This window comes from Iodobacter sp., assembly GCF_025352645.1.
In the GTDB taxonomy this organism is placed as follows: Bacteria; Pseudomonadota; Gammaproteobacteria; order Burkholderiales; family Chitinibacteraceae; genus Iodobacter.
Genome location: NZ_JANXSO010000037.1, coordinates 59,695 through 83,655, shown reverse-complemented (window position 1 = coordinate 83,655; position 23,961 = coordinate 59,695). Strand labels below are relative to the sequence as shown.

21 protein-coding genes and 3 tRNA genes are annotated in these 23,961 nt (G+C 47.9%); 8 read left to right on the top strand and 16 right to left on the bottom strand.

The window, feature by feature from the left end; translation table 11 throughout:
• Window positions 1–23 precede the first annotated feature (23 nt).
• From Q0R17_RS05005 to Q0R17_RS04985, 5 genes are read left to right on the top strand one after another with little or no spacing between them, the layout of a single operon-like run.
• Window positions 24–1,679 (top strand): methyl-accepting chemotaxis protein, encoded by a 1,656-nt coding sequence (locus tag Q0R17_RS05005; RefSeq protein ID WP_293932698.1) that lies wholly within the window; start codon window positions 24–26, stop codon window positions 1,677–1,679.
• A 45-nt stretch (window positions 1,680–1,724) separates the two neighbouring features.
• On the top strand, window positions 1,725–2,261 hold the full coding sequence (locus Q0R17_RS05000; RefSeq protein WP_293932697.1) for a chemotaxis protein CheW: 537 nt from the start codon (window positions 1,725–1,727) through the stop codon (window positions 2,259–2,261).
• Complete coding sequence (locus tag Q0R17_RS04995; protein WP_293932696.1) at window positions 2,261–3,136, top strand: protein-glutamate O-methyltransferase CheR; 876 nt, start codon at window positions 2,261–2,263, stop codon at window positions 3,134–3,136. The genes Q0R17_RS05000 and Q0R17_RS04995 overlap by 1 nt, the downstream gene beginning before the upstream one ends.
• Before the next feature lie 4 nt (window positions 3,137–3,140).
• The gene (locus Q0R17_RS04990) at window positions 3,141–4,211 is read left to right on the top strand and encodes a chemotaxis response regulator protein-glutamate methylesterase (RefSeq protein WP_293932694.1); all 1,071 of its coding nucleotides are present in this window, start codon (window positions 3,141–3,143) and stop codon (window positions 4,209–4,211) included.
• An 8-nt stretch (window positions 4,212–4,219) separates the two neighbouring features.
• Window positions 4,220–5,422 (top strand): EAL domain-containing protein, encoded by a 1,203-nt coding sequence (locus Q0R17_RS04985; RefSeq protein WP_293932693.1) that lies wholly within the window; start codon window positions 4,220–4,222, stop codon window positions 5,420–5,422.
• Window positions 5,423–5,428: 6 nt separating this feature from the next.
• On the opposite strand, the gene Q0R17_RS04980 is transcribed toward Q0R17_RS04985, so the two are convergent.
• Window positions 5,429–6,379, bottom strand: coding sequence for a D-2-hydroxyacid dehydrogenase (locus Q0R17_RS04980; protein ID WP_293932690.1), 951 nt, complete (start codon window positions 6,377–6,379; stop codon window positions 5,429–5,431).
• Window positions 6,380–6,455: 76 nt separating this feature from the next.
• Here Q0R17_RS04980 and Q0R17_RS04975 point away from each other — a divergent pair, with 76 nt between their 5' ends.
• Window positions 6,456–7,007, top strand: coding sequence for a DJ-1 family glyoxalase III (locus tag Q0R17_RS04975; protein ID WP_293932688.1), 552 nt, complete (start codon window positions 6,456–6,458; stop codon window positions 7,005–7,007).
• A gap of 276 nt (window positions 7,008–7,283) precedes the next feature.
• On the opposite strand, the gene Q0R17_RS04970 is transcribed toward Q0R17_RS04975, so the two are convergent.
• Genes Q0R17_RS04970 through Q0R17_RS04950 form a run of 5 tightly spaced genes read right to left on the bottom strand, consistent with a single transcriptional unit; the run spans window position 7,284 to window position 11,945 of the window.
• Window positions 7,284–8,099 (bottom strand): CheR family methyltransferase, encoded by an 816-nt coding sequence (locus Q0R17_RS04970; RefSeq protein WP_293932686.1) that lies wholly within the window; start codon window positions 8,097–8,099, stop codon window positions 7,284–7,286.
• Between the two features lie 51 nt (window positions 8,100–8,150).
• Window positions 8,151–9,674, bottom strand: a complete 1,524-nt coding sequence (gene ubiD, locus Q0R17_RS04965) for a 4-hydroxy-3-polyprenylbenzoate decarboxylase (RefSeq protein WP_293932684.1) — start codon at window positions 9,672–9,674, stop codon at window positions 8,151–8,153.
• A gap of 26 nt (window positions 9,675–9,700) precedes the next feature.
• Complete coding sequence (locus Q0R17_RS04960) at window positions 9,701–10,597, bottom strand: D-hexose-6-phosphate mutarotase (RefSeq protein ID WP_293932682.1); 897 nt, start codon at window positions 10,595–10,597, stop codon at window positions 9,701–9,703.
• 40 nt (window positions 10,598–10,637) lie between these two features.
• On the bottom strand, window positions 10,638–11,060 hold the full coding sequence (locus tag Q0R17_RS04955; protein ID WP_293932680.1) for a MaoC family dehydratase: 423 nt from the start codon (window positions 11,058–11,060) through the stop codon (window positions 10,638–10,640).
• Window positions 11,061–11,102: 42 nt separating this feature from the next.
• Window positions 11,103–11,945: a dienelactone hydrolase family protein gene (locus Q0R17_RS04950; protein WP_293932678.1), complete on the bottom strand. Its 843-nt coding sequence runs from the start codon at window positions 11,943–11,945 to the stop codon at window positions 11,103–11,105.
• A 436-nt stretch (window positions 11,946–12,381) separates the two neighbouring features.
• Here Q0R17_RS04950 and Q0R17_RS04945 point away from each other — a divergent pair, with 436 nt between their 5' ends.
• Window positions 12,382–13,194 (top strand): enoyl-CoA hydratase-related protein, encoded by an 813-nt coding sequence (locus Q0R17_RS04945; protein ID WP_293932676.1) that lies wholly within the window; start codon window positions 12,382–12,384, stop codon window positions 13,192–13,194.
• Here the strand turns inward: Q0R17_RS04945 and Q0R17_RS04940 are convergent.
• The 10 genes from Q0R17_RS04940 to Q0R17_RS04895 form a co-directional block, all read right to left on the bottom strand.
• Window positions 13,175–13,342: a hypothetical protein gene (locus Q0R17_RS04940; RefSeq protein WP_293932674.1), complete on the bottom strand. Its 168-nt coding sequence runs from the start codon at window positions 13,340–13,342 to the stop codon at window positions 13,175–13,177. The two genes, Q0R17_RS04945 and Q0R17_RS04940, sit on opposite strands and share 20 nt — an antisense overlap.
• A 138-nt stretch (window positions 13,343–13,480) precedes the next feature.
• Entirely contained in the window at window positions 13,481–15,313 is a 1,833-nt protein-coding gene (locus Q0R17_RS04935) for a SurA N-terminal domain-containing protein (RefSeq protein WP_293932672.1), read from the bottom strand.
• Between the two features lie 270 nt (window positions 15,314–15,583).
• Window positions 15,584–15,660: transfer RNA gene (locus tag Q0R17_RS04930), tRNA-Asp, on the bottom strand.
• Window positions 15,661–15,689: 29 nt separating this feature from the next.
• Window positions 15,690–15,765, bottom strand: a tRNA-Val gene (locus tag Q0R17_RS04925).
• A 48-nt stretch (window positions 15,766–15,813) separates the two neighbouring features.
• The gene (locus tag Q0R17_RS04920; RefSeq protein WP_130104966.1) at window positions 15,814–16,086 is read right to left on the bottom strand and encodes an HU family DNA-binding protein; all 273 of its coding nucleotides are present in this window, start codon (window positions 16,084–16,086) and stop codon (window positions 15,814–15,816) included.
• Window positions 16,087–16,170: 84 nt separating this feature from the next.
• Window positions 16,171–18,585 carry an endopeptidase La gene (lon, locus tag Q0R17_RS04915; protein WP_293932669.1) on the bottom strand — a complete coding sequence of 805 codons (2,415 nt, stop codon included), beginning with the start codon at window positions 18,583–18,585 and terminating at the stop codon, window positions 16,171–16,173.
• A gap of 167 nt (window positions 18,586–18,752) precedes the next feature.
• Window positions 18,753–20,009: an ATP-dependent Clp protease ATP-binding subunit ClpX gene (gene clpX, locus Q0R17_RS04910; RefSeq protein ID WP_293932667.1), complete on the bottom strand. Its 1,257-nt coding sequence runs from the start codon at window positions 20,007–20,009 to the stop codon at window positions 18,753–18,755.
• An 82-nt stretch (window positions 20,010–20,091) separates the two neighbouring features.
• The gene (gene clpP, locus Q0R17_RS04905) at window positions 20,092–20,724 is read right to left on the bottom strand and encodes an ATP-dependent Clp endopeptidase proteolytic subunit ClpP (RefSeq protein WP_293932666.1); all 633 of its coding nucleotides are present in this window, start codon (window positions 20,722–20,724) and stop codon (window positions 20,092–20,094) included.
• Window positions 20,725–20,857: 133 nt separating this feature from the next.
• A complete protein-coding gene (gene tig / locus Q0R17_RS04900) occupies window positions 20,858–22,165 on the bottom strand; it encodes a trigger factor (RefSeq protein WP_293932664.1) in 1,308 nt (435 codons plus the stop codon).
• A 420-nt stretch (window positions 22,166–22,585) separates the two neighbouring features.
• Window positions 22,586–22,670: transfer RNA gene (locus Q0R17_RS04895), tRNA-Leu, on the bottom strand.
• Between the two features lie 231 nt (window positions 22,671–22,901).
• On the opposite strand from Q0R17_RS04895, the gene gspL reads away from it, so the two are divergent.
• On the top strand, window positions 22,902–23,960 hold the full coding sequence (gene gspL / locus Q0R17_RS04890) for a type II secretion system protein GspL (protein WP_293932662.1): 1,059 nt from the start codon (window positions 22,902–22,904) through the stop codon (window positions 23,958–23,960).
• Window position 23,961 lies beyond the last annotated feature (1 nt).

Here is a 23,961-nt window from a genome sequence, read left to right as displayed (position 1 = left end):
TTTAATCTCGCTAGGAGATAGTCATGAACTGGTTTCATAGTTGGAAAGTAAGCAGCAAGCTCATAGTTTCATTTATTACCGTGCTGGCACTACTACTGGGGGTGGCATTTCTAGGTTATTCCTCCACCAGTAAAACCAATGATTTGATTGGCGATATGCATGCCAATCAACTCACCCCAATCAAAGACATCGCCAACGCAAATATGCAGGCGATCTACATCAACCGCTCCATCTACCGCTACATATTAGAAACCAGCCGCAGCGATATGGATGCCAGCGAAGCACGCATGATTAAATATGAAACAGAGATGTTTCGGCTGCTGGATAAATACCGCAAAACTGACCTCACCCCTATAGAAACCGAAGCACTCAAGCGTTTTGATGCCTCATGGCCTATCTACAAAGAAGCCGCCAAAGAAGTGATGCAACATTCCTATGCCGATGCTGGGGACGGTAAGGAAAACAAAATTGCCTTAGAAATCCTTACAAAAAAAGCAAGGCCATTATTTGATAAATCAGATGACATTCTCACCGAGCTGGTGGATCTCAATGGCAAGCTAGCGGACGAAGCGCTTGGCCAAAGCAAAAAAACCTTTGAAGGTACGGTTAGGGAGATCGCCTTTGTATCTGCCGTGGCCATTTTGCTTGGGATATTTCTAGCACTCTTAGTCACCCGTAGCATCCAGCGCCAATTGGGGGGCGATCCATCCTATGCCATGAGCATTGTGGCCCGTGTTTCTGATGGTGATTTAGCCGTGCCGATCCGCCTAAGCGCCAACGATGATTCCAGCCTGCTGGCCTCCATCAAGGGCATGACCCACCGCCTATCTGGCACGCTTACAGAAATTGGCTCGATGGCCAATGCCATTACCAGCGCCTCAGAACAAGTTTCCTCCTCAGCTAATTCTCTATCGCAAACCTCATCTGAGCTAGCCGCAAGCGTAGAAGAAACCAGCGCTTCGATCGAAGAAATGACCGCCACCGTCACTCAAAATGCCGACAACGCAAGGGTAACGGAAAGCATTGCTTCTAAATCTGCCGGTAGCGCCACCGAAGGCGGCAAAGCCGTTAGCGATATGGTGCACGCCATGAAGGAAATTGCCTCGCGCATCACCGTCATCAATGATATTGCCAACAAAACCGACCTACTCGCCATCAATGCCGCTATTGAAGCCGCCCGCGCAGGCGAGCATGGCAAGGGCTTTGCCACCGTAGCCGTTGAAGTGCGCAAATTAGCCGAGCGCTCACAAGTGGCCGCTAAGGAAATCGGCGATTTAGCCGGTAGATCTGTTGGGGTTGCCGAGCGTGCCGGCACTTTGCTGCAAGAAATGCTGCCTGGTATCGATCAAACGGCAACCTTAGTGCAAGAAATCTCCGCCGCATCGCGTGAGCAGCGCACTGGTATTGATCAGATTAATGGTGCGGTTACCCAAATCAATGGGGGCATGCAATCCTCTGCGGCTTCTGCTGAAGAGCTGAGCTCCACCTCAGAAGAGCTCAGCGCCACGGCCATGCAACTGCAAGAGTTACTACAGCAATTCAATCTACGCGGTAGCAAAAGCACTCGGCGCAGCAGTGCCTATTCGCCCATACGCAAGGTGATCGCCGCGGCCCCTTCCACGCACTACGATGAAGACCTCGATGATGATGTAGATGACGATAAGTTCAGCAAGTACTAGGACTGGCACAGCAGTGAGTAACGGCAGGCCTAAGGAGAAAAAACCATGAAAGAGCGTCTTGATCCTAGCGATGCAAAGCACGCAAACAAGTTTCACTGCGTTACCTTTATTTTGGGCGAAGATTTATTTGGCATCCAGATTAACTTCATCCGAGAAATCATCGAATTTGAAGGCATTACCCATGTTCCCATGATGCCCAATTTTGTACGGGGCATTATTAATCTGCGCGGCTCGGTGGTGCCGGTGATTGATCTCTCCGTGCGTTTTGGCCGCGAACTAACGGTGCTTAAGCCATCCACCTGCGTGGCAATTCTCTCGCTCCCTGGGCTAGAAGGATATTCTGAGGTGGGCATCTTGCTGGATGCCGTGTGCGAGGTATTAGAAATCCCCATGGAGGATATTGACCCCACCCCCACCTTTGGCGCGCGGATTCGCGGCGATTTTATCCAAGGCATCGCCACCATTGAGGACCGTTTTGCCATTTTACTGAATGTACAACGCGCGCTATCGGTGGCCGAACTCAGTGCCATGGCCGAATCCGTGATGCAGCTGCATTTTGCCGATGACACCGAGGTGGCTTAATGACAGAAGCGGCTTCAAAAGCAGAGCACAATCAATTTGATGCAGCCCCCACCCTTAACACAGCGGAATTCGAGCAGTTTCGCCATTTTATTTTTTCCGAAGCAGGCATTGATATGCCGCCAAGCAAGCGGGCATTGATTCAATCCAGATTATCGGTTCGATTACGCGAGCTAGAGCTAAATAGCTTCAGTGATTATTGGCGACGATTGCAACAACCCAATGGGGCCGCAGAGCGTCAAAGAGCCATTAACCTGCTTTCTACCAATGAAACCTATTTTTTCCGCGAACCCGATCATTTTACTTGGCTACAGCACCACGCCATTGAGCTAGCTAAGCATGGCAAGCGCCACCTCAAAATATGGTCTGCCGCCTGCTCCACAGGGGAAGAAGCCTATACGATTGCGATTGTGCTAGCCGAAGCGCTAGGCATCGATGGCAATTGGCAGCTATTTGCCTCCGATATCAACACACGCGTCACCGCGTTTGCCAAACGAGGCATTTACCCAGTAGAGCGTGCTAAAAAAACCCCGCCTCATTTATGGCAAAAATACTTTTTACGCGGCCGTGATGAGTACAGCGGCCAAGTTCGCATGGTTCCCCAATTAATCAAGCGAATTAACTTTTTTAATTTAAATTTGCTGCAAACCGATACATTTCAACAAGCAGGTTTTGATATTATTTTTTTACGTAATGTGCTTATTTATTTTAATGAAGACACTAAATTAAAAGTACTTGCCAATTTATGCCCTAAAATTATAAATGGCGGGCATTTATTAATTAGCCATGCCGAAACAATCCGTAATAAAGAACTACCCTTGGTTATGGAAGGACCTTCACGCTATCGCGTAAACCCACCATTTAACCCGCGCCGGTGACCCTATGGGCATTAATGTTTTAATTGTTGATGATTCTGCTGTAGTAAGGGAGATCCTGACTCAGGTGCTTGGCGCCGCCCGTGATATTAAGGTGCTTGCCGCCGTACCAGATCCCATTTTTGCCATGCAAAGAATGAAAATGCATTGGCCTGATGTGATTGTGCTAGATATTGAAATGCCCCGCATGGATGGCCTCACCTTTCTACGCCGCATTATGGCCGAGCGCCCCACCCCTGTTGTTATCTGCTCATCCCTTACCGAAAAAGGGGCCGATATCACCATGGATGCACTGTCGGCGGGCGCAGTGTCTATCGTGACCAAACCCACTATTAATCTCAAAGCTTTTTTGCAAGACATAGGCAATGATTTAGTACAGGAAGTGCGCGCCGCTGCCTCTGCAAAAATGGGTGCCATGCGTCCAGGATCAAATAGCACTCACGTACCCGCACCTAAGCTCACCGCCGATGCCATGCTGGGCGCGCCATCTGGCAAGGCAATGTTTCGCACAACCGATAAACTCATTGCACTGGGCACCTCTACTGGCGGCACACAAGCGCTGGAGTTTTTACTGCCTAAATTACCCACCAACTGCCCTGCGGTGGTGGTGGTACAGCATATGCCTGAGCAATTTACCCGCGCATTTGCCGAGCGCTTAAACCGTATATCGGCAGTAGAGGTGCTTGAAGCAAAAAATGGCGATAGGCTGATGCCAGGCCTTGTGTTGATTGCGCCTGGCGGGCGGCATTTACTGGTAAAACGCAGCGGGGCTCAATATATCGCCGAGGTAAAAGACGGCCCACTGGTTTCTCGGCACCGCCCATCGGTGGATGTGTTGTTTCGCTCGGTTGCCATCAGCGCAGGCAGTAATGCATTGGGAGTCATCATGACGGGGATGGGGGATGATGGCGCACGCGGCATGCGTGAAATGCACGATGCAGGCGCACGCACCTTGGCTCAAGATGAAAAAAGTTGCGTGGTATTTGGCATGCCCAAGGAAGCCATCGCCCATGGCGGCGTCGATGAAGTTGTTTCGCTGACACAAATTGGGCAAACACTGGCATCACAACGGAGTTAAAACTCACCATGTCTCATTTAGAAAAATGGCGAAATCGCATTGCACTGGTGGTTGATGACTCTCAAATCCATCGCTTCGTTGCCGTTGAGTATCTCAAGGAAGTTGGCTTTGCCCAAGTCTATGAGGCAGCAGACGGCAAAGAGGCACTGGATATTTTACAAACACTAGAGCAGGTTGACTTTATTCTGACCGACCTAAGCATGCCCGGTATGGATGGCATTGAATTACTCGGCTGCTTAGCCAAGGCATCAAAACAATATTTTATTTCCGTGATGAGCGCAGTGCCACGAGATGTACTGGATGCCGTACAGGGCATTGCAGATGCCTCTAGCCTAGAATTATTAGCCGTGATGCCCAAACCGCTCACGCTTGAGTCTATCTGTAAACTACTGGAAAAATCCGATCCAGACTTACACGCCAGCAGTACCGCATGGCCACTCTTTAACTTTAGCGCCGATGACGTCGCTATTGCCATAGAAGCACGCGAATTACATCTTTATTTTCAACCTAAAGTGACGATTGTCGATAAAAAACTCATAGGATTTGAAGCGCTGGCCCGTTGGCTACACCCTATACATGGCGTGCTACCCCCGATTGCCTTTATTCATCATGTGGAGCACGGAGAATTAGCCCTGCGCTTTTTTTATGACTTACTTAGCGCAAGCTGCGATATGTTAAAAACCCTACATACCGTGGCCGATGGTATTCATTGTTCCATTAATTTACCCGTGCCTTTGTTAGATCGTGCCGAGCTGGTGGATGCGATGCAAGCGATCGTTGAAGCAAAAGGCGTTGATAGCAGGTTTATTATTGTAGAAGTTACAGAAACCACTTTGATGTCGAATCTAGCCACCTTTTTAGGGGCTTTAGCAAGATTAAGGATCAAAGGCTTTGGCGTAGCAATGGATGATTACGGTACGGGGTATTCTTCAATGAAGCAATTATCCCGCTGCCCCTTTACCGAAATCAAAATTGATAAGGAATTTGTCCATGGCGCAGTGCATAGTCAAAAAAAATTAGCCATTCTAACTTCGGCTATTTCTATGAGCCAGCGCCTTAATCTAAAAGTAGTCGCAGAAGGCGTTGAAACAGAAGAAGATTGGAATCAATTATCAGCCTTGGGCTGCGATATTGCCCAAGGCTATTTTATTAGCAGGCCTATTCCTGAAGAAAAAGTTTTAGCTTGGATTGCCTCGTGGCAATCTCAGTAGCTTCAATCAAACCAAAATATTTTTAGCCTCACCCGCTAAAAACGCATCAATATTAGCCATCAACTGATCTGCCAATTGCTGCATAGTAAAGCGCCCTGCCCATGCAATATGCGGGGTAATTATTAAATTGGGTAATTCAATATCCAATAGAATATTGCCGTTTCGTGGTGGCTCATCAATCAGCACATCTAAGCCTGCCCCGCCTAAACGCCCAGCCTGTAAAGCACTTAATAACGCCGCCTCATCCACCAAGCCACCTCTTGCCGTATTAATTAACACCGCATCGCTTTTCATTAAGGCTAATTCAGCTTCAGCAATCAAATGGCGAGTTTCTGCATTCAGCGGGCAATGCAGGCTAACAATATCAGCCAGTGCCAAAGCTTGATTAAATGCCACATAACCTTCACGCGTTTCACTCGCGTTTTTTCTATCTGCAAATAACACTTGCATACCTAAAGCCCTTGCCAAGCCCGCCATCGCTTGCCCTAATGCGCCGGAGCCAATGATCACCAAGGTGCTGCCAGCTAAATCATGGATAGGCGCGGCAAAATGGCAAAAGCTTTGCGCTTGTTGCCATTTGCCTGCCAGTACATCCAAGCGATAAGCGAGTAATTGTCGGCGCAAGGCCAGCATCAGCATTAAGGCATGCTCAGGAACCCCTGATAAAGCATAATCACGAATATTACAAACGCGTATTCCCCGTGCTTTACACGCGGCTAAATCAATTTGGTTATAGCCCGTTGCGGCAACGGCAATCAGTTTTAAATTTGGGCAAGCTGCAATAGTGGCCGCATTAATCGGCACTTTATTGCTAATCGCAATCTCTGCATTGTGTAATCGCCCTGCCACATCTGCTGCAGCCGTATTGGCATATTCCTGCCATTGATGTTTGGCTTTTAAGGGGAGTAAAGTAAGGGGTAATGAATCCCGATCTAAAAATACAATTCGTGGCAGCATAAATAATCCCAGATAAAAACGTGCGCAAGAGGCATAAATAGCAGAATACTTACATTTTCTATAAAGGTAAAAAACCATGCATCAAGTCGATATCTTTCTTGCCCAAGGTTTTGAAGAAATAGAATTAGTAACGGTGGTTGATATTCTGCGTAGAGCAAATATCAACACCCGCCTGATTGCTGTGGCCAACCATACCGCAGTAACGGGTGCACATCAAATCACCATAGAGGCCGATTTAATCCTTCAACAAGCGGACAGTGCAGCACAGATGTTAGTGCTACCTGGTGGCGGGCCAGGCACACAGGCAATGATGGCCTCTGCAGAACTTATCAACCGGCTCAAAGCGCATTTCTCTGCAGGCCGCCCCATTGCCGCCATTTGCGCTGCCCCTATGGTGCTAGCCAAAGCAGACCTGCTTAGGGAGAATAAAGCCACCTGTTTTCCTGGTTGCGAAGCCCCATTACTGACGGCAGGTGCAATTATCAGTGGCGGTGATGTGGTTGTAGATGGACTCATCACCACATCTCGCGGGCCGGGCACGGCAGCCGCATTTGCTTTTGAGCTAGTCCGCCAAATCAAAGGAGAGGCCATTGCCCAGGCATTACGCACAGAAATGCTATTTGATTAAAAATGGATTGATACATCCAGATTAAACCCTATATACGCATCAACTTGTCTGATTATGTCTCTTGCTCAATTTCATTATAAATATCGTAGGGCGGGTGAAACCCGCGTATTTTTTCAGCATCGCTCGCGGGTTTCACCCGCCCTGCGCCGAGATTAGGCCCTGCTATTTCATTTTTTCGTGTGTTGAGTAGTTTTCGTGGACGAGAGCCGTAGTGAGTCAACCGCCCTAAATTAAAAACCCACAATATACTTGTGGGTTTTTAATTGCTTTAGCTCATTAAGCCAATTCATACACCGTTTTACCACGTAATTTAAACAACTGCGCAGCGTGGTATAGGTTTTCTGAATGGCCGACCACTAATAAGCCTGAAGATTTCATTTGCGGCGCAAAGCGCTCTAAGATTTTAAGTTGGGTTGGCTTATCAAAATAAATCATCACATTGCGGCAAAAGATCACATCATAGGGGCCACGAATGGTCCAAGTTGCTTCAACTAAATTTAGCCGCTTAAACGAAATCATATCGCGTAATTCTTGTTTGGCTTGATAGCGACCATCCGCCAACTTATCAAAAAAGCGTTTTACCCTTTGCGGCCCCATCCGCTCGACTTCTTCTCCGGCATAAATCCCTAAGCGGCCGGTTTCCAGCACATTGGTATCTAAATCGGTGGCCGTGACTTTCACGGGTGGACGCATGCTATCAAACGCTTCACAAGCCGTCATTGCAATACTGTATGGCTCTTCCCCCGTGCTAGAGGCCGACGACCAAACATTTAAAGTGCCCGCGTTACGATGCGCCAGCAAATGCTCAGCCAAAATAGGGAAATGATGCGCTTCCCTAAAAAACGAGGTGAGATTCGTGGTAAGGGAATTGGTAAACAACTCAAATTCTTTACTATTACCACGCTCTAAAAGCTGCAAATAATCATTAAATGAATGTAAGCCCAACGCGCGCAAACGCTTAGCTAAACGGCCATAAACCATATCTTGCTTGGCAGGAGATAAGGCAATACCTGCGTAGTTATAAATTAACTTACGCACCTTTTCGAAGTCTTGCTCCGTAAATTGAAATTCACGAGAAGGTGTCGGCAGCATGGTCATCCTTTATGCTTAATTTCTTTAAAAACAATAAATACAATACTAGCGTTATAGCCCCAAATCAGACCAAATAGCATCAATACGTGATTTAACTGCATCATCCATCGAAATGGTTCGGCCCCACTCACGATCGGTTTCGCCAGGCCATTTATTGGTGGCGTCTAGGCCCATTTTCCCCCCCAGCCCCGATATAGGCGAGGCAAAGTCTAGATAATCAATCGGCGTACTTTCTACTAAGGTGGTGTCCCTTACCGGATCCATCCGAGTGGTAATAGCCCAAATGACTTCTTTCCAATCCCGAATATCAATATCGTCATCCACCACCACAATAAACTTGGTGTACATAAACTGCCGCAAAAATGACCATACCCCAAACATCACTCGTTTAGCGTGCCCAGGATAGGATTTTTTGATCGAAACAATCGCCATCCGATAACTGCAGCCTTCGGGCGGCAAATAGAAATCGGCAATTTCGCTAAATTGCTTTTGCAAGATTGGCACAAATACTTCATTTAAAGCCACGCCAAGCACGGCTGGCTCGTCTGGTGGCTTGCCGGTATAGGTACTGTGATAAATAGGATTTTTACGCGTGGTGATGCGCTCTAGGCTAAATACAGGAAACCAATCCTTTTCATTGTAGTAACCGGTGTGATCGCCATATGGGCCTTCCAGCGCGTATAAATAGCCGCCTACTTCTTTGAGCGGAATACCTGCTTCGCTCACACCGCTAAAGCCTAGTTCTGCGGGCTGAATATGCCCTTCTAAGATAATTTCTGCCCGTGCAGGTACTTGCAAATCTGAGCCTATGCATTGCACCAGCTCGGTTTTTGACCCCCGCAGTAAGCCAGCAAACTGATATTCCGACAAGGTATCAGGCACAGGCGTGACCGCACCAAGAATCGTGGCCGGATCGCAGCCTAATACCACCGCAATCGGAAACGGCTGGCCAGGCTTTTGCAGTGCATGCTCACGAAAATCCAAAGCACCGCCGCGATGCGCTAACCAACGCATAATCACTTGATTGCGGCTAATCACCTGCTGGCGATAAATCCCTAAGTTTTGGCGTTTTTTATTGGGCCCACGCGTAACCACCAAGCCCCAAGTAATCAGCGGGGCGGCGTCTTCTGGCCAGCAGTGTTGGATGGGAATGCGCGCTAAATCAACCTCAGCCCCTTCCCAAACCACTTCTTGGCATGGGCCGTGTTTGACTTCCTTGGGTGACATATTAAGGACTTGCTTTAACAGCGGCAGCTTATCCCAAGCATCGCGTAAGCCCTTAGGTGGCTCCGGCTCTTTTAGATAGGCCAAGGTTTTGCCAATCTCACGCAGGGCGCTAATATCTGCCGCCCCCATACCATTAGCCACCCGAGTAGGCGTGCCAAATAAATTGGCCAGTACCGGCATGCTATGGCCAGGTACATTTTCAAATAATATCGCTGGCCCTTCGCTGCGCAAAGTGCGGTCACAAATTTCGGTCATTTCTAGGTAGGGAGAAACAGGCACGGTAACCCGCTTTAATTCACCTTTTTGTTCCAGCTGAGCAATAAAATCACGCAAATCACGGTATTGCATAAAGAAAACCTATAAAAAAACTGCCACTACTCGGATAAGGTCATTGAGGCACGGTAAACACCGCCCGCAGCAATGGATACGGCATTGTCTAAAACATCGCCACGTTCAACACAGACAAAGCCATGGTAATGCTCAGCCCCTACATCCGCCATTTTGGCAGCGCCTTCCCAAGGATTCCAAACAATGGCCGAGCGCGTATCGCTCACTATCTTAATCTGCCCAGCGCTATGCTTAATCACTTGTTCAGTAGGCACATTTAGATAAACCCGATCAGTCAGTGCTTGCACGCTTAAATCACCGACTTGCAGTAAGCGTGGTCGGCCATCCAGCAAGGTATCCACGTAGGTGCACTGATCTAAGCCACTAATGGTGACTTCCTGCACATCTGGCACGGCTAAGTAACTATGGAAGGCCTGCGAGAATGCGGCGGCAGTTTCACTACGATTTTCAACACTTAACTGCAAGTTAAGCTCATGGCCAACGCTGACTTCTAAGCGAAACAAACAAGCATGTGGCCAAAGCGCACGCGTTGCGGCAGTGTCAGCTAGCTCCAGCGCAATTTTAATCGCGCCATCGCTGAGGATTTCCACCTCTAGCACATCCCAATTAGACACCCGCGCAAAGCCATGTGATGGCAAGCCTGCAGGATGAGCGCCAAACCAAGGCATACACAGTGGAATGCCGCCCCTGATCGCCTTCCCCTGTGCAAATACCGCATTGGGTGAGCGCCATAGCAGCTCACGCCCGCCCTTAGGGATAAAAGACAGCAAGTGCGCGCCTTGCAAAGCAATCACCGCCGAGCCTAATTCACCTTCAATTTGCAGCAGGGGTAAACCTGGCTCTGCTCCGCCATATAAATCGACCGAGGAACACAAACTTATTTCAGGGATAGCGGCCAGCAAGGTAGCCAGATTTGCTTGCATAGAAAAACTCCTTGTTATTCAGTACGCCCAAAGCAAGTGATTACTCTTGCGGGCGACGCGGCACCCAAACCAAAGCATCGCCATCAATTACTTTTTCACCACGGACCCAGCATTCAGTCAGTAAACGCACACGTTGTTTTTCTTGCAACAGCTCTAAAACAGTGACTAAAGCCGTTACCGTGTCACCGATTTTAACTGGCTTTAAAAACTTTAAATTTTGGCCCATATAAATGGCACCTGCACCTGGCAAGCGCGTGCCAATCACAGTAGAAATCAAACTAGCACTCAGCATGCCGTGGGCAATTCGGCCTTCAAAGCGGGTTTTTGCCGCGTATTCCTCATCAATATGCATAGGATTATTGTCGCCAGAAATACCCGCGAACAAAATTACATCCGTTTCAGTGATCGTCTTACGATATTCAGCGCTTAAACCTAAAGCTAAGTCTTCCATAAAGTAATTCATATTTATCCCTGTAAATTAAAATACTTTGAAATCATTGAATATCTAGGGCCCAGTGTTTTTCCCTAAACCCGCACCCGCATGACGAAATGACGAAGGCGTGACCACCGGCATACGATTTAGATCTAGCCAAGGCGATAACCACTTAAATGTGCGCCGATAAGCATCCGAGCTAGCATCAGGATTAAACGCGATCGCCACCGTTGATGCCCCCACCGCCATCCGTTTTACCACATCAGGCTTTAAGCTAGCGTTATCGAAATCATGAAAAGCATCTGGATAAGTGATTAAACGAAAGGTCGGTTGATCTGCTTTGGCCACCAAAGCACGACAAGGCTCGGCGGGAGTCCAATCATCCTCTTCACCCACCAACATCAGTAGTGGTGCAGTCACTTGATATTTATCACGCAGTAAATAAGAGCTGCATGAGGGGAAAAAAGCCACGCCAACACGAACTGACGGCAATTTTTGCCCAAGCAAGGATAAAACCGCAGTTGCACCATGCGACCAGCCAATTACACCTAAGCGATCGCCATCAATTTCCTTGCGCGTTTTTAACCATTCCAACGCGTGCCGTGCATCTTCTGCACGCATTTTAGGGCTTAAGGTGCGCTTACTGAGCGGCACGCTACAGAGCTCCTGCAGATCCCGCCCACCAAAGCTATCTAGCATCAAAACAGCGTAGCCTTTTTCCTGCAAAAGACTTGCCATCCGCTCAGGCCTTGGATTAAGCCCTGTTGTTTGCCCCATACCGTTGCAGCCATGCAATAACACCACCGCTGCGGCAGGTCCAGCATCAGAAACAGGAGGAGGAAGGTATTTTGCAGACAAGGTGATTTCTGCACCGGGAATGAGTACACGCTCAGCCCGTACAGGCAAAGCCATCATACCCAACAAGCAAGACCAGAAAATAATTCGCATCGGACCAAGGAATCAAAGAACCTAACAATAAAATTTGCCTTAATTGGTGCCATAGCACCCAAAGAAAATCAGCAAGGCAAAACACCATATCAGTACAGCTACTTTATCACTGATGCAAAAAAAGAATTAAGCCACCTTTTACGCTTAGCAAACAAACAAAGAAAGTAAAAAACTCGCCTTAATTCATTAATCAATGTAGAAAAATTACTGGAAACTGGGCTAAGAAATGCAATATGAGCCATCCCCACACCCCATAACCTCCTGTCAGCTCAGAGTGGCGCGCACTCTACCACATGCAACTGAACTTGACTAAGCTGACTCGCCTTAGCTCTTGCCTCAGCATTCTGCCTTAGTTTGTTTACGAATCATCAGCCAAACAACGCAATTTCATTAGGGAGTCGGCATGAGCGATACAATACACACCCATTTCAGCCACGGCATCGCTACTATTACGCTCGCACGACCTGCGCTTTGTAATGCATTTGATGACATATTAATTGCAGAGCTCACTGCCACTCTTGCCGCATTCGGGCAAAACTCAAATTTACGCGTAGTTGTGTTATCAGCAGAAGGCAGTACATTTAGTGCTGGCGCAGACTTAAGCTGGATTCACCATTCCACCCAATTTGATCAGCATCGCAATTTTGAAGATGCGCTCAAACTAGCCCGTCTTATGCAAACCCTAGAGCGCTTACCCGTGCCCACCATCGCTCGAATCCAAGGGCCGGCCTTTGGTGGCGGCGTTGGCTTGATTGCTTGCTGTGATTTAGCCGTTGCCACCAGCGATAGTTGGTTTCGCATTAATGAAGTACGGCTAGGCTTAATCCCTGCCGTCATTGGCCCCTACATCATTGGCAAAATTGGTATCAGTGCAGCCAGACGTTACATGCTAACCGCTGAACGCTTTGACTGCCATACGGCACAGCAATTGGGATTAGTACACGAGGTAAAACAGAATATTGAGGACATGGATATACAAGTACAAACGTGGATTAACGAGCTACTACAAAACAGCCCACATGCACTCACCGCAGCAAAACGGCTGATTACTTCAGTCGTACACCGGCCTATCGATGACGCAATGATTTCTGATACCGCGCACCGTATTGCACACATCAGAACCCATGAAGAAGCACGCGAAGGCGTGGCCGCCTATTTGGGCAAACGCGCCCCTTCATGGCATATCAATCGAAACGCTAAGCTAAATGGCGAGTAGCCGCAGCCCTAGCGCATTCAGATTCGGTAACACTCAGCAATTGCAAACTAGGTAGGTCAAAAGGGCGAAGAAACTCATCTCTAGTTGCGAGGATATCCACGGTTTCTAGCTCTACGCTTCCGTCTTCCATCTTGAATACGGTGATCATGGCAATATCTCCTCAGGTAATCAGCAAGAATCTAAAGCCCCTGCTTATTAGTAATATCGGCATGTCAGTAAGAAAATACAATCCTAATTAACAAAAAACGGCAAGATAAATTTCTCTTGCCGTTTTTTGCAGCTTTATTTACTCAAACGAGCTAGGTTTATGTTTGTAATCTACTTTAATTTGCGATTTAAGCGCCTGTAAATAGCTAGCCACTTCAACTTGGCCATACATTTGCCCCAAGTTTTCACTCATGCGGCGACGCAATTCATCGTCTAGTGCAGGAGCAGCCGTCGATTTCAGCACTTTAAATAGCGCAAAACCTTGGCCTTTCACCTCGGCCCCCACATAAGCGGGTAGCTTATCTGCAGAAACACTAAAAATTTCTTTCAACTGAGCTTCTGGCACCGCAGATTGGCCCATGCGCAACATCTCTTGTCCTGCAGACCAAGTAAGCGTATCCGCCCCACCTTTTTTAAGCTCGGCTAATTTCTTAGTGCCCTCAGCAAGTGCCAATTTAAGCGCTTTCTCTTGCTTAAGCTTCGCCAAAATGCCCGCATTTACAGCCTCTAACTTCTGCACTTGCGCGGGTTTTGCTTCAATAACACGCACTGAAACCAAAGTACCTGGAGCCACTTCAATCGCTTCTGAATTGTGTTTCTTTTTTAACACATCATCGCTAAACACGGCCTCACGCAGCTTCGCGTTATTGAGCAGTTCATCAGTAGCCGCTGCACGCGTTACCCAAGCACTTTGCTGCACAGCCAATTTAAAGGCCTCTGCCGCTGGCTTTAAACTATCTGCTTGCTGATAAACCAGCTCATTAAATTTCTCAGCTTGGTTTTGAAAACTTTGCTGCACTTTTTCAAGCTTCAGCTTGTGCTCTACTTCAGGCTGTACTTCCGCCAAAGTTTTGCTACGAACATCATCAAGACGAATAATGTGCAGGCCAAAATCACTGGTAACTACCGTGCTGATTTCACCTTTTTTAAGTTTAAACGCCGCATCATCAAACGACTTTACCATAGCGCCATGGGCAAAAAAACCTAAATCCCCACCATTTGCAGCCGAGCCTGGATCTTGCGATTCTTTTTTCGCCAGCTCAGCAAAACGCGCTGGGTTCGCTTTTAGCTCTTTCAAAATGGCATCAGCCTTCGCCTGTGCTACCTTCTTAACTTCTGGCTTAGCGTCTTTAGCAAGCGTAATTAAGATATGGCTGGCTTTACGCTCTTCACCCGTGAGCTGCGCTTTATGTGCTTCAAAATATTTCTGCACCTCGGCGGATGTCACCAAAACGCTCTTAGCTAATTCTTGCTGAGAAAAAACGATATATTCCAAGCGAGCCATTTCTGGCGATTTAAATTCCTCGCTGTGTGTATCGTAATATTTTTTAACTTCGGCATCAGACACAACAACTTGTGACATAAAAGCAGCGGGCGAAATTTGCACCATCGCCACTTCTCTTTTCTCACCCAATAGCTTCGCCATATATTCAGTCATTGCCGTTGATTGAATGCCATTGGCAAACCCAGCCAATAGATGACGGCTAGATAAATCATCACGCACACGCTGCTGAAAGGCTAATGGCGTCATTTGCTGAGCAGCCAGTAAGTCTTGATAGCGCTGAGGACTAAATTTGCCATTTTCTTGGAAATCTGGAATAGCAGCAATGGCATCACGGACCTGATCATCCGAGACCTTTAGGTGCAATAGAGCGGCTTGCTCAAGTAAGAGCTGCTTTTTAACCAGCTGCTCAAGCACCATCGGTTTCATTTCATTTGCAATAGGCTGGTTGCCAATGGCTTGAGCAAGCTCACGAGGGGTAATAGGCGTCTGGCCTACCTTAGCCAGATACGATTCGCCATCTTCCATAGCGCTGTAGCCTGTAAGGCCAACACCAACAACTAGACCCAAAGAAACGAGGCCAAGTACCACCTGAACGGCGGTCTTGTTTTTTTCAACAAAAGAAAACATGGGACAAGCAACTCCGCGAGTGATTCGCAACATACAATCTGAAATGGCGGAGGGCCAATCGATTTATGCCACGAAGGCGTGTATTTTTTATGTTTAAACTGGCAACCGCAATCACCATCAAAAGTGGGCGCCACGATCGAGCGTATAAAATCCACTCTGTCGAATAAATAGCCCCTCGGATAATGCCAGATTGACGCCTGCCTGTCTTGCAAACGCAAATAATAGACAAATAAAAAGCCAAGCATTTCTGCTTGGCTTTTTATTTTAATCTGGCGGAGCGGACGGGACTCGAACCCGCGACCCCCGGCGTGACAGGCCGGTATTCTAACCAACTGAACTACCACTCCTCAATGCAACTAAATCTTCGACAGTTAAATGGTGGGTGATGACGGGGTCGAACCGCCGACATTCTGCGTGTAAGGCAGACGCTCTACCAACTGAGCTAATCACCCAAGCCAAATTACTACACTAATAAAGATTTAGTCAGCAAAGTAAGTCGATTATTGTACTGCATCTTTCAAAGATTTACCAGCCCTAAATTTAGGCTGTTTTGCAGCAGCAATCGCGATAGTCTCGCCAGTGCGTGGATTACGGCCGCTGCGCTCAGCGCGCTCAGACACGTAAAAAGAACCAAAGCCGACCAACGTTACTTCGTCGCCTGATTTCAGGGCTTGGGTTACTGCTTCTACTGTTGCATCCAGTGCTTTACCTGCATCAGCCTTGGAGAGACCAGCGGATTCTGCGATGGCGTTGATGAGTTCCGATTTATTCACTTACGTCCCCTTTCAATTCTGATTGGATTGATACGATTAACTAATTACTGAAGCTTTATAGCAAGCCACAAAATCTCGTGTCAACTAATGTTTAGTAAGCTGTCCAGTTACTTCCACCCCTGCTTGCGGCAAAACAGCTTCTGAACTCGCCACCTCTTCCGGCAAAACCTCCGGCAACCGCTCTAAGGCAAGCCCCAACACCTGATCGATCCACTTGACTGGGTGTATGGTTAGCCCGCGCTTTACATTGTCTGGTATCTCAGCGAGATCCTTGACATTGCCCTCAGGAATCAATACCTGCTTGATGCCACCACGGTGAGCAGCAAGCAGTTTCTCCTTTAAACCGCCAATTGGCAATACTTCACCACGCAGCGTGATCTCTCCTGTCATTGCAACATCGCAACGAACCGGGATTCCAGACAACACAGAGACCATTGCAGTTGCAATACCAATCCCTGCTGAAGGGCCATCTTTTGGCGTAGCTCCCTCTGGGAAATGGATGTGCATATCAATTTTCTGATAAAAATCAGGGTCTATGCCTAAGGCCTTAGCGCGACTACGCACCACCGACAACGCCGCTTGGATGGATTCTTGCATCACATCACCAAGCTTACCGGTTTGAATCATTTTTCCTTTGCCTGGGAATTTTACCGCTTCGATAGTGAGTAATTCACCACCAACTTCGGTCCAAGCAAGGCCAGTTACCTGCCCAATCTGATTCGTTTGCTCTGCAACACCGTAATCAAAACGATGTACACCCAAGTACTTTTCCAAGTTTTTCGGGGTAATGGTGATCTTTTTATCGCTTGGTTTCATGATCAAGCTCTTCACCACCTTGCGGCAGATACGGGCAATTTCTCGATCTAAGCTGCGCACCCCTGCTTCACGGGTGTAGAAACGCACTACATCACGCACAGCAGCGTCGGAAATCACCAATTCACCCTCAGCCACACCATTAGCCTTGGTTTGTTTTGGCACAAGGTACTTAAGTGCAATATTTACTTTTTCGTCTTCGGTATAACCCGACAAACGAATCACTTCCATTCGATCCAATAATGCAGGCGGAATATTGAGTGAGTTAGCCGTCGCCACAAACATCACATCCGACAAATCAAAATCCACTTCTAGATAATGATCGCTAAAGGCGTGGTTTTGCTCAGGATCTAATACTTCCAGCAAAGCAGAAGAAGGATCCCCTCGGAAATCCGAGCCCATCTTATCGACTTCATCGAGTAAAAAGAGTGGATTTTTTACACCAATTTTAGTCATCGACTGCAAAATTTTACCCGGCATCGAGCCGATATAAGTCCGACGATGTCCACGAATCTCCGATTCATCACGCACGCCACCTAAGGCCATACGGACAAATTTACGATTAGTGGCACGCGCAATCGATTCGCCTAAGGAAGTTTTACCCACACCAGGCGGCCCTACAAGGCACAAAATAGGCGCTTTGAGCTTTTCAACACGGCTTTGTACCGCAAGGTACTCAACAATGCGCTCTTTGACCTTCTCAAGGCCGTAGTGATCGGTATCCAGCACCAATTCTGCGGCAGGTAATTCCTTGCTGATTTTGGTTTTCTTTTTCCACGGCAAATCAAGCAAAGTATCGATGTAATTACGCACTACGGTTGCTTCAGCAGACATCGGCGACATCATGCGTAATTTTTTCAGCTCAGACTCGGCTTTGTCGCGCGCTTCTTTGCTCATACCGGCGTTTTTGATTTTTTTATCAAGCTCGTCGATATCGGCGTTTTCATCTAGCTCACCCAGCTCTTTCTGAATGGCCTTAACCTGCTCATTCAGATAATACTCGCGCTGACTTTTTTCCATTTGGCGCTTCACGCGGCCACGGATACGCTTTTCTACCTGCAAGATATCCAGCTCGGATTCAAGCTGTTTTAACAGCTGCTCCATGCGGCGACGCAGGTCGAACATCTCTAAGATGGATTGTTTTTGCTCAAGCTTTAAAGGCAGATGCGCGGCAATGGTATCTGCCAAGCGATGTGCGTCTTCGATCCCAGCCAAAGAGGTCAAGATTTCTGGCGGAATTTTCTTATTCAGCTTAACAAATTGATCAAATTGGGTTAGCAAGGCACGGCGCATCGCCTCTACTTCATGCCCCTGCTCGCCACTGGCATCAATCGGATGAGCGATCGCGCTATAAAAGCCGGCCTCTTCATCAATATCGGTGACGGTTGCACGCTGGCCACCTTCAACCAGCACTTTAACCGTACCGTCAGGAAGCTTCAGCATCTGTAAGATGCTGGCAATCGTACCTACTGGATAAATGTCAGCCAAGCCTGGCTCATCTTTCTGGGCGTTCTTTTGCGCAACCAGCAAGATATGGCGGCCATCTTCCATCGCGGCTTCTAGCGCGCGAATCGACTTTGGGCGACCCACAAATAGCGGGATAACCATATGCGGAAACACCACCACATCTCGTAGCGGCAGCAGCGGCAAATGGACATCGTCGGCAAACGCAACAGTTTGGGACATCAACAAAGGGCCTCGAAAGTGGATTTACCCCATAGAGCTGGGGGCTTGGGCAAGAAATTACAATGCCCTAGAAGTAACTCTGAGCTGAAAATTTTAGCCCAGAGCTTAAGTAATATATTTTTGCCTACATAAAGGCACCAGCAAACAGTCACTGGTGCCTCTGTGTCTTACTTAGCCACAACAGGATCAGCGTATACAACCGTTGGGGCAGTTGCATTTTTAATCACCGACTCATCCACCACTACACGACTCACCCCTTGCATAGAAGGCAGCTCGTACATGATATCTAGCAAGGATGATTCAACAATCGAGCGCAGGCCACGTGCACCAATTTTACGCTCCATCGCCTTGTGTGCAATCGATGCCAAGGCTTCTTTTCCGACTTCCAGCTCAACACCTTCCAAAGAAAACAGTTTTTGATACTGTTTAATCAGGGCGTTTTTAGGCTCTGTCAGAATAGAAACCAGCGCGGCTTCATCCAGCTCTTCCAGCGTTGCAGTCACTGGTAAGCGGCCCACAAACTCAGGAATCAAGCCAAAGCGAATCAAATCATCTGGCTCTACCGTGTGCAGCATTTTGCCAACACTGGTGTTTTCGTCCTTGCTCATCACTTCGGCGCCAAAACCAATGCCGCTTTTTACTGAGCGATTGCGGATGATTTTATCCAAGCCTTCAAACGCACCACCACAAATAAACAAGATATTAGTGGTATCAACCTGTGGCATATCTTGGTTTGGATGCTTACGGCCGCCTTGTGGAGGAACTGATGCAACCGTCCCCTCTACCAGCTTCAATAACGCCTGCTGCACACCCTCACCCGATACATCACGGGTAATCGATGGGTTTTCGGATTTACGCGCAATTTTATCGATCTCATCGATATAGATAATGCCACGCTGGGCTTTTTCTACATCGTAATCGCACTGAGCCAACAGCTTAGCAATGATGTGCTCAACGTCTTCACCCACATAACCCGCTTCAGTCAGTGTTGTAGCGTCGGCAATAACAAAGGGCACATCCAAAAGCTTAGCCATGGTTTGCGCTAATAATGTTTTGCCTGAGCCTGTTGGCCCAATCAGCAAGATATTGGATTTAGCCAATTCCACATCATTATCTGCAGACTTATTGCTGCTTAAGCGCTTGTAATGGTTATAAACCGCAACCGCAAGAATCTTTTTGGCGCGCTCTTGGCCAATCACATAAGAATCCAGAGTGGTGCGAATTTCAACTGGCGTAGGTACGCGCTTGCCTTCCCCCGCCTGCGCTGCCTCACCAACCACCGCCGCCGCAGCTTCGTCTTTTAATACATCACGGCAAAGCTCAATGCATTCGTTGCAAATAAACACTTGCGGGCCAGCAATCAGCTTAACCACTTCGTGCTGGCTTTTACCGCAAAAAGAACAATAAAGGAGTTTTTCTGACATCGCCTAACCTACACCCCAACAACGGGCCCTAGAATAAAAAACCGCCAGGCTCGCTGGCGGCATTGTCACGATCGGCACAGCCTTATTTAGCTGCGGCCACGCTACGAGACTGCAATACATCATCAATCAAACCGTAGTCTTTTGATTCTGCAGCACTCATGAAATTATCACGATCGGTATCGCGCTCTACGGCTTCGATACTTTGACCGGTATGCTTCGCCAGCATTTCATTTAAAGAACGCTTGGTTTTAATTAATTCACGCGCATGAATTTCAACATCAGAAGCCTGGCCAGAAAGGCCGCCAATCAAAGGCTGATGAATCATAATGCGTGAATTAGGTAGCGCATAACGCTTACCCTTGGCGCCACTTGATAACAAGAATGCACCCATACTTGCCGCCATACCCACACACATGGTGGATACGTCAGGCTTAATAAAATTCATTGTGTCGTAAATCGCCAAACCTGCGGTCACAGAGCCACCAGGCGAGTTGATATACAAGTGAATATCTTTATCTGGATTTTCGGACTCTAAAAACAACATCTGCGCAATAATCAGATTTGCGCTTTGATCGTTAACGGGGCCAACCAAGAAAATAACACGCTCTTTTAATAGACGCGAATAGATATCGTAAGAGCGCTCGCCACGGCCGCTTTGCTCAACGACCATTGGGATATACCCCAGATTTTGTGGGTCAAATTCTTGTCTTGACATCTTTTTCTCTCAGAAATAAAGGCTCAACTGACTGTTTGTTTGCAAACACATCAATAGATCCCATAGGGTCATTTAAACGATAAAGTGCCACCTTGATGGCACTTTATCGTAGCACCTCATTTGCCGAGATTGATTAGCCTTGTTGGCCCATCAATTCTTCAAAGGACATGCCTTTTTCGGTTACTTGCGCCTTAGCCAATACAAACTCAACCACATTGTCTTCCAATGCCATTGATTCTGGGCCAGCTAGACGTTCGCGGTCTTCAAAGTACCAAGCCACTACTTCGCTTGGATCTTCGTAATTTTGTGCCAAGTCTTCAACTACAGCCTTCACTTGTTCTAGCTTAGCTTCTAGCGCATTGCCTTTCACCAGTTCAGCCAAAGCTAAACCAAGGTGAACACGGCGCTGAGCTTGCGCTTCAAACATTTCTGGCGAGAACGGAACATACTTTGGGTCGATACCACGTGCTTTCAAGTCCGCCAGCGCGCCTTCAGCCAAACGACCGATTTCTAACTGCACTAAAGCCTTAGGCAAATCAGTCGGCGCAGCAGCAATCAGCGCCGTCATGACGTTTTCTTTAGCGCGGGCTTTCAGACGGAAGCGTACTTCGCGCTCCAGATTGCCACGGACTTCAGCACGCATTTTCTCTACATCACCATCGACGATACCGAGGCTTTTCGCAAATTCTGCGTCAACTTCTGGCAAGATTGCAGCCGCTACGTTTTTAACGGTGATTTCGAATACAGCAGTCTTACCTGCTACATCTGCACCATGATAGTCAGCAGGGAAATCAACGCTCACCGATTTGGTTTCGTCTTCTTTCATGCCAATCACGCCGGCTTCAAAGCCTGGCAACATTTGACCCTTGCCCAGCAAGAAAGCGTGGTTTTCAGCAGAGCCGCCATCAAACAATACGCCGTCGATCGAGCCTTTAAAGTCAACGATCACGCGATCGCCATCAGCCGCTGCACGCTCTACACGCTCAAAGCGAGTACGCTGGCGACGCAGGATATCAACGGTTTTTTCTACTTCGGCATCAGATAAATCCAAGACTGGCTTTTCAATTTGCGCCGCAGCCAAATCGCCAATCACCACTTCTGGATAGACTTCAAATGTAGCTGCAAATTGGAAATCGCCAGTTTCTTCTGCCACATCTTTTGGCTCGAAACGTGGGTAGCCCGCTACGCGCAGTTTTTGCTCTTGAACCGCTTGGCCAAAACTTGCCTCAACCGTTTCACCCAATACTTCTTCTTGGATGCGAAAGCCATAGTTTTGCGCAACGATTTTCATCGGAGCCTTACCTGGGCGGAAACCTGCAATTCTTGCAGTCTTTGCTACGTGCTTCAAACGCGCGTTAACTTGTTCAGTAATTTCTGAGCGTGGCACAGAAATAGACAGGCGACGTTCGAGTTGATTCAGGGTTTCTAGTTGTACTTGCATTTCAAACCATTCCTATGGGGGATCAACGCGCGTACACGCATCTTAATAAATAGGGGATAAAGCCAGCTCATCTGCAAAAAACACTACGCCAAGGCCGTAACAGCCAAAAGCTTTAAGGTTTTCACCCATTGGAAAAGGTGAAAACCTCAACTTTACGCGCAGCATTCACCGCGATTTACCAACAAAGTCGGTAAGTTTAGCGCACATCAGGGCGCAAATCCAAACAGAATTATTAACCAGCAGCAAGGCAGCGGCAAACATAGCGGCGATAAGGCTTCAGCCGCGCAATCAGCCGCAATAGAGAGAGAGTAATAAATAAGAAAAAATCGAGCTACTTTAAACCACAAAACCAAGCTCAAAAAAATAGCAAACATGAAAAAGGCCGCAAGAGCATTGCTCTTGCGGCCTTTTCAGAATATTTGGTGGGGGATAAGAGACTCGAACTCTTACACCTTACGGCGCTGGAACCTAAATCCAGTGCGTCTACCAATTCCGCCAACCCCCCCACTTCACTTCGTTGCGTTGTGCACCGAAGGAAGACCCGCATTCTAGTTGAAGAGTTTCACTTTGCCAAGCCTTATTTGTAAAATATTTCAAAATACTTTTGTAGGCGGCATCGCAAACACGATTTTGTTTAATATATCAGTAAGATAATCGCAATCTACACAGCCGATAAAAAGTTTATGTCATACTCCGCACAGATTTTCCCCTTATATACTCTTACGTCACTGCGCCCGTGAACGATCATACATACACACTCCTACGCATTCTTCCTGCCAGCGATCTGGCAATAAATGAAGTCCGCTGGTTTGCAGACCAAGCATCTGGCTCTGCTCCCCTTAGCGCGCTTCCCCTGGCCCAACGCATTGAGCTAATTATTCCTGCGGCGCTCAGCAATATATATATTGCTGAGTTACCCAAGCAATCTTTAGCCAAGCGACTCAAACTATTACCCCACCTATTAGAGGATCGCTTACTTAGCCCTGCGGCCACGCTCCACTTTGGCCTATCAGACAGCAGCAACAAAGTGATTGCCGTAGAGCGTCAATGGCTAGAAGCTTACCTAGCCCAACTGAGCGAACATCAACTCACCCCCAGCGCGGTATGGAGCCTTTATGACTTACTCCCCGAGGGTACAGATTGCTATGTGGTTCGGGATGGCCAAGCGGGATTGCTACGGACTTCTGAAGGGCAGTACAGCCATTTTGACGATGCCAGCATTATAGAAGCGTTGATTGGCGATGCACCTTACCAAGACTTGGCCTTAGCGGATTTAATCCGCAATGCAGCCCCAAGCACGAACCTGCTGCAAGGTGATTTTGCGCAGCGCAGCCAATGGCGCTTTGATTGGAAAATCCTCCGAACACCCGCACTCCTGCTTGCCAGTATTTTTGCGGCTATTCTACTAGGGCAAATGGGCGATTGGTGGCAATTACGCAGCACTAAAACCGCCTTGCAACGTGAGATGCGCCAAACCTACGCCGCCGCTTTTCCTGGCGAGCCCGTGTTTGACCCCGTACTGCAAATCCAAAGCAAATTACGCGAACGCGGTGGCCTAAGCGCCAGTAGTAATGGTGATAGCCTAGATCTACTACTAAAAGTAGCCAGCATTGCGGGCAATGGCTTGCAGCTGGAGCAGCTGGACTACGCCAATGGGCAGCTCAGTATGCAGCTACCCGATTCACAAGCAAGCAGCCTGCAAACGCAGCTCAAGAACGCGGGGCTCTTTGCCGAAACCCAGCCCGCCTCAACGGGGCGAATGAAAATTCTTATTCACACCCAAGCAGCAAAATGAG

Bases quoted from the DNA above. Each gene is read 5' to 3' on its own strand.
- Q0R17_RS04980 (WP_293932690.1), bottom strand. From the start codon at position 6,379: ATGCTGCCACGAATTGTATTTTTAGATCGGGATTCATTACCCCTTACT.
- Q0R17_RS05005 (WP_293932698.1), top strand. From the start codon at position 24: ATGAACTGGTTTCATAGTTGGAAAGTAAGCAGCAAGCTCATAGTTTCA.
- ubiD (WP_293932684.1), bottom strand. From the start codon at position 9,674: ATGCAATACCGTGATTTGCGTGATTTTATTGCTCAGCTGGAACAAAAA.
- Q0R17_RS05000 (WP_293932697.1), top strand. From the start codon at position 1,725: ATGAAAGAGCGTCTTGATCCTAGCGATGCAAAGCACGCAAACAAGTTT.
- lon (WP_293932669.1), bottom strand. From the start codon at position 18,585: ATGTCCCAAACTGTTGCGTTTGCCGACGATGTCCATTTGCCGCTGCTG.
- Q0R17_RS04940 (WP_293932674.1), bottom strand. From the start codon at position 13,342: ATGATCACCGTATTCAAGATGGAAGACGGAAGCGTAGAGCTAGAAACC.
- tig (WP_293932664.1), bottom strand. From the start codon at position 22,165: ATGCAAGTACAACTAGAAACCCTGAATCAACTCGAACGTCGCCTGTCT.
- Q0R17_RS04990 (WP_293932694.1), top strand. From the start codon at position 3,141: ATGGGCATTAATGTTTTAATTGTTGATGATTCTGCTGTAGTAAGGGAG.
- Q0R17_RS04950 (WP_293932678.1), bottom strand. From the start codon at position 11,945: ATGATGGCTTTGCCTGTACGGGCTGAGCGTGTACTCATTCCCGGTGCA.
- Q0R17_RS04970 (WP_293932686.1), bottom strand. From the start codon at position 8,099: ATGCTGCCGACACCTTCTCGTGAATTTCAATTTACGGAGCAAGACTTC.
- Q0R17_RS04960 (WP_293932682.1), bottom strand. From the start codon at position 10,597: ATGCAAGCAAATCTGGCTACCTTGCTGGCCGCTATCCCTGAAATAAGT.
- Q0R17_RS04975 (WP_293932688.1), top strand. From the start codon at position 6,456: ATGCATCAAGTCGATATCTTTCTTGCCCAAGGTTTTGAAGAAATAGAA.
- Q0R17_RS04955 (WP_293932680.1), bottom strand. From the start codon at position 11,060: ATGAATTACTTTATGGAAGACTTAGCTTTAGGTTTAAGCGCTGAATAT.
- Q0R17_RS04985 (WP_293932693.1), top strand. From the start codon at position 4,220: ATGTCTCATTTAGAAAAATGGCGAAATCGCATTGCACTGGTGGTTGAT.
- clpX (WP_293932667.1), bottom strand. From the start codon at position 20,009: ATGTCAGAAAAACTCCTTTATTGTTCTTTTTGCGGTAAAAGCCAGCAC.
- Q0R17_RS04945 (WP_293932676.1), top strand. From the start codon at position 12,382: ATGAGCGATACAATACACACCCATTTCAGCCACGGCATCGCTACTATT.
- clpP (WP_293932666.1), bottom strand. From the start codon at position 20,724: ATGTCAAGACAAGAATTTGACCCACAAAATCTGGGGTATATCCCAATG.
- Q0R17_RS04935 (WP_293932672.1), bottom strand. From the start codon at position 15,313: ATGTTTTCTTTTGTTGAAAAAAACAAGACCGCCGTTCAGGTGGTACTT.
- Q0R17_RS04995 (WP_293932696.1), top strand. From the start codon at position 2,261: ATGACAGAAGCGGCTTCAAAAGCAGAGCACAATCAATTTGATGCAGCC.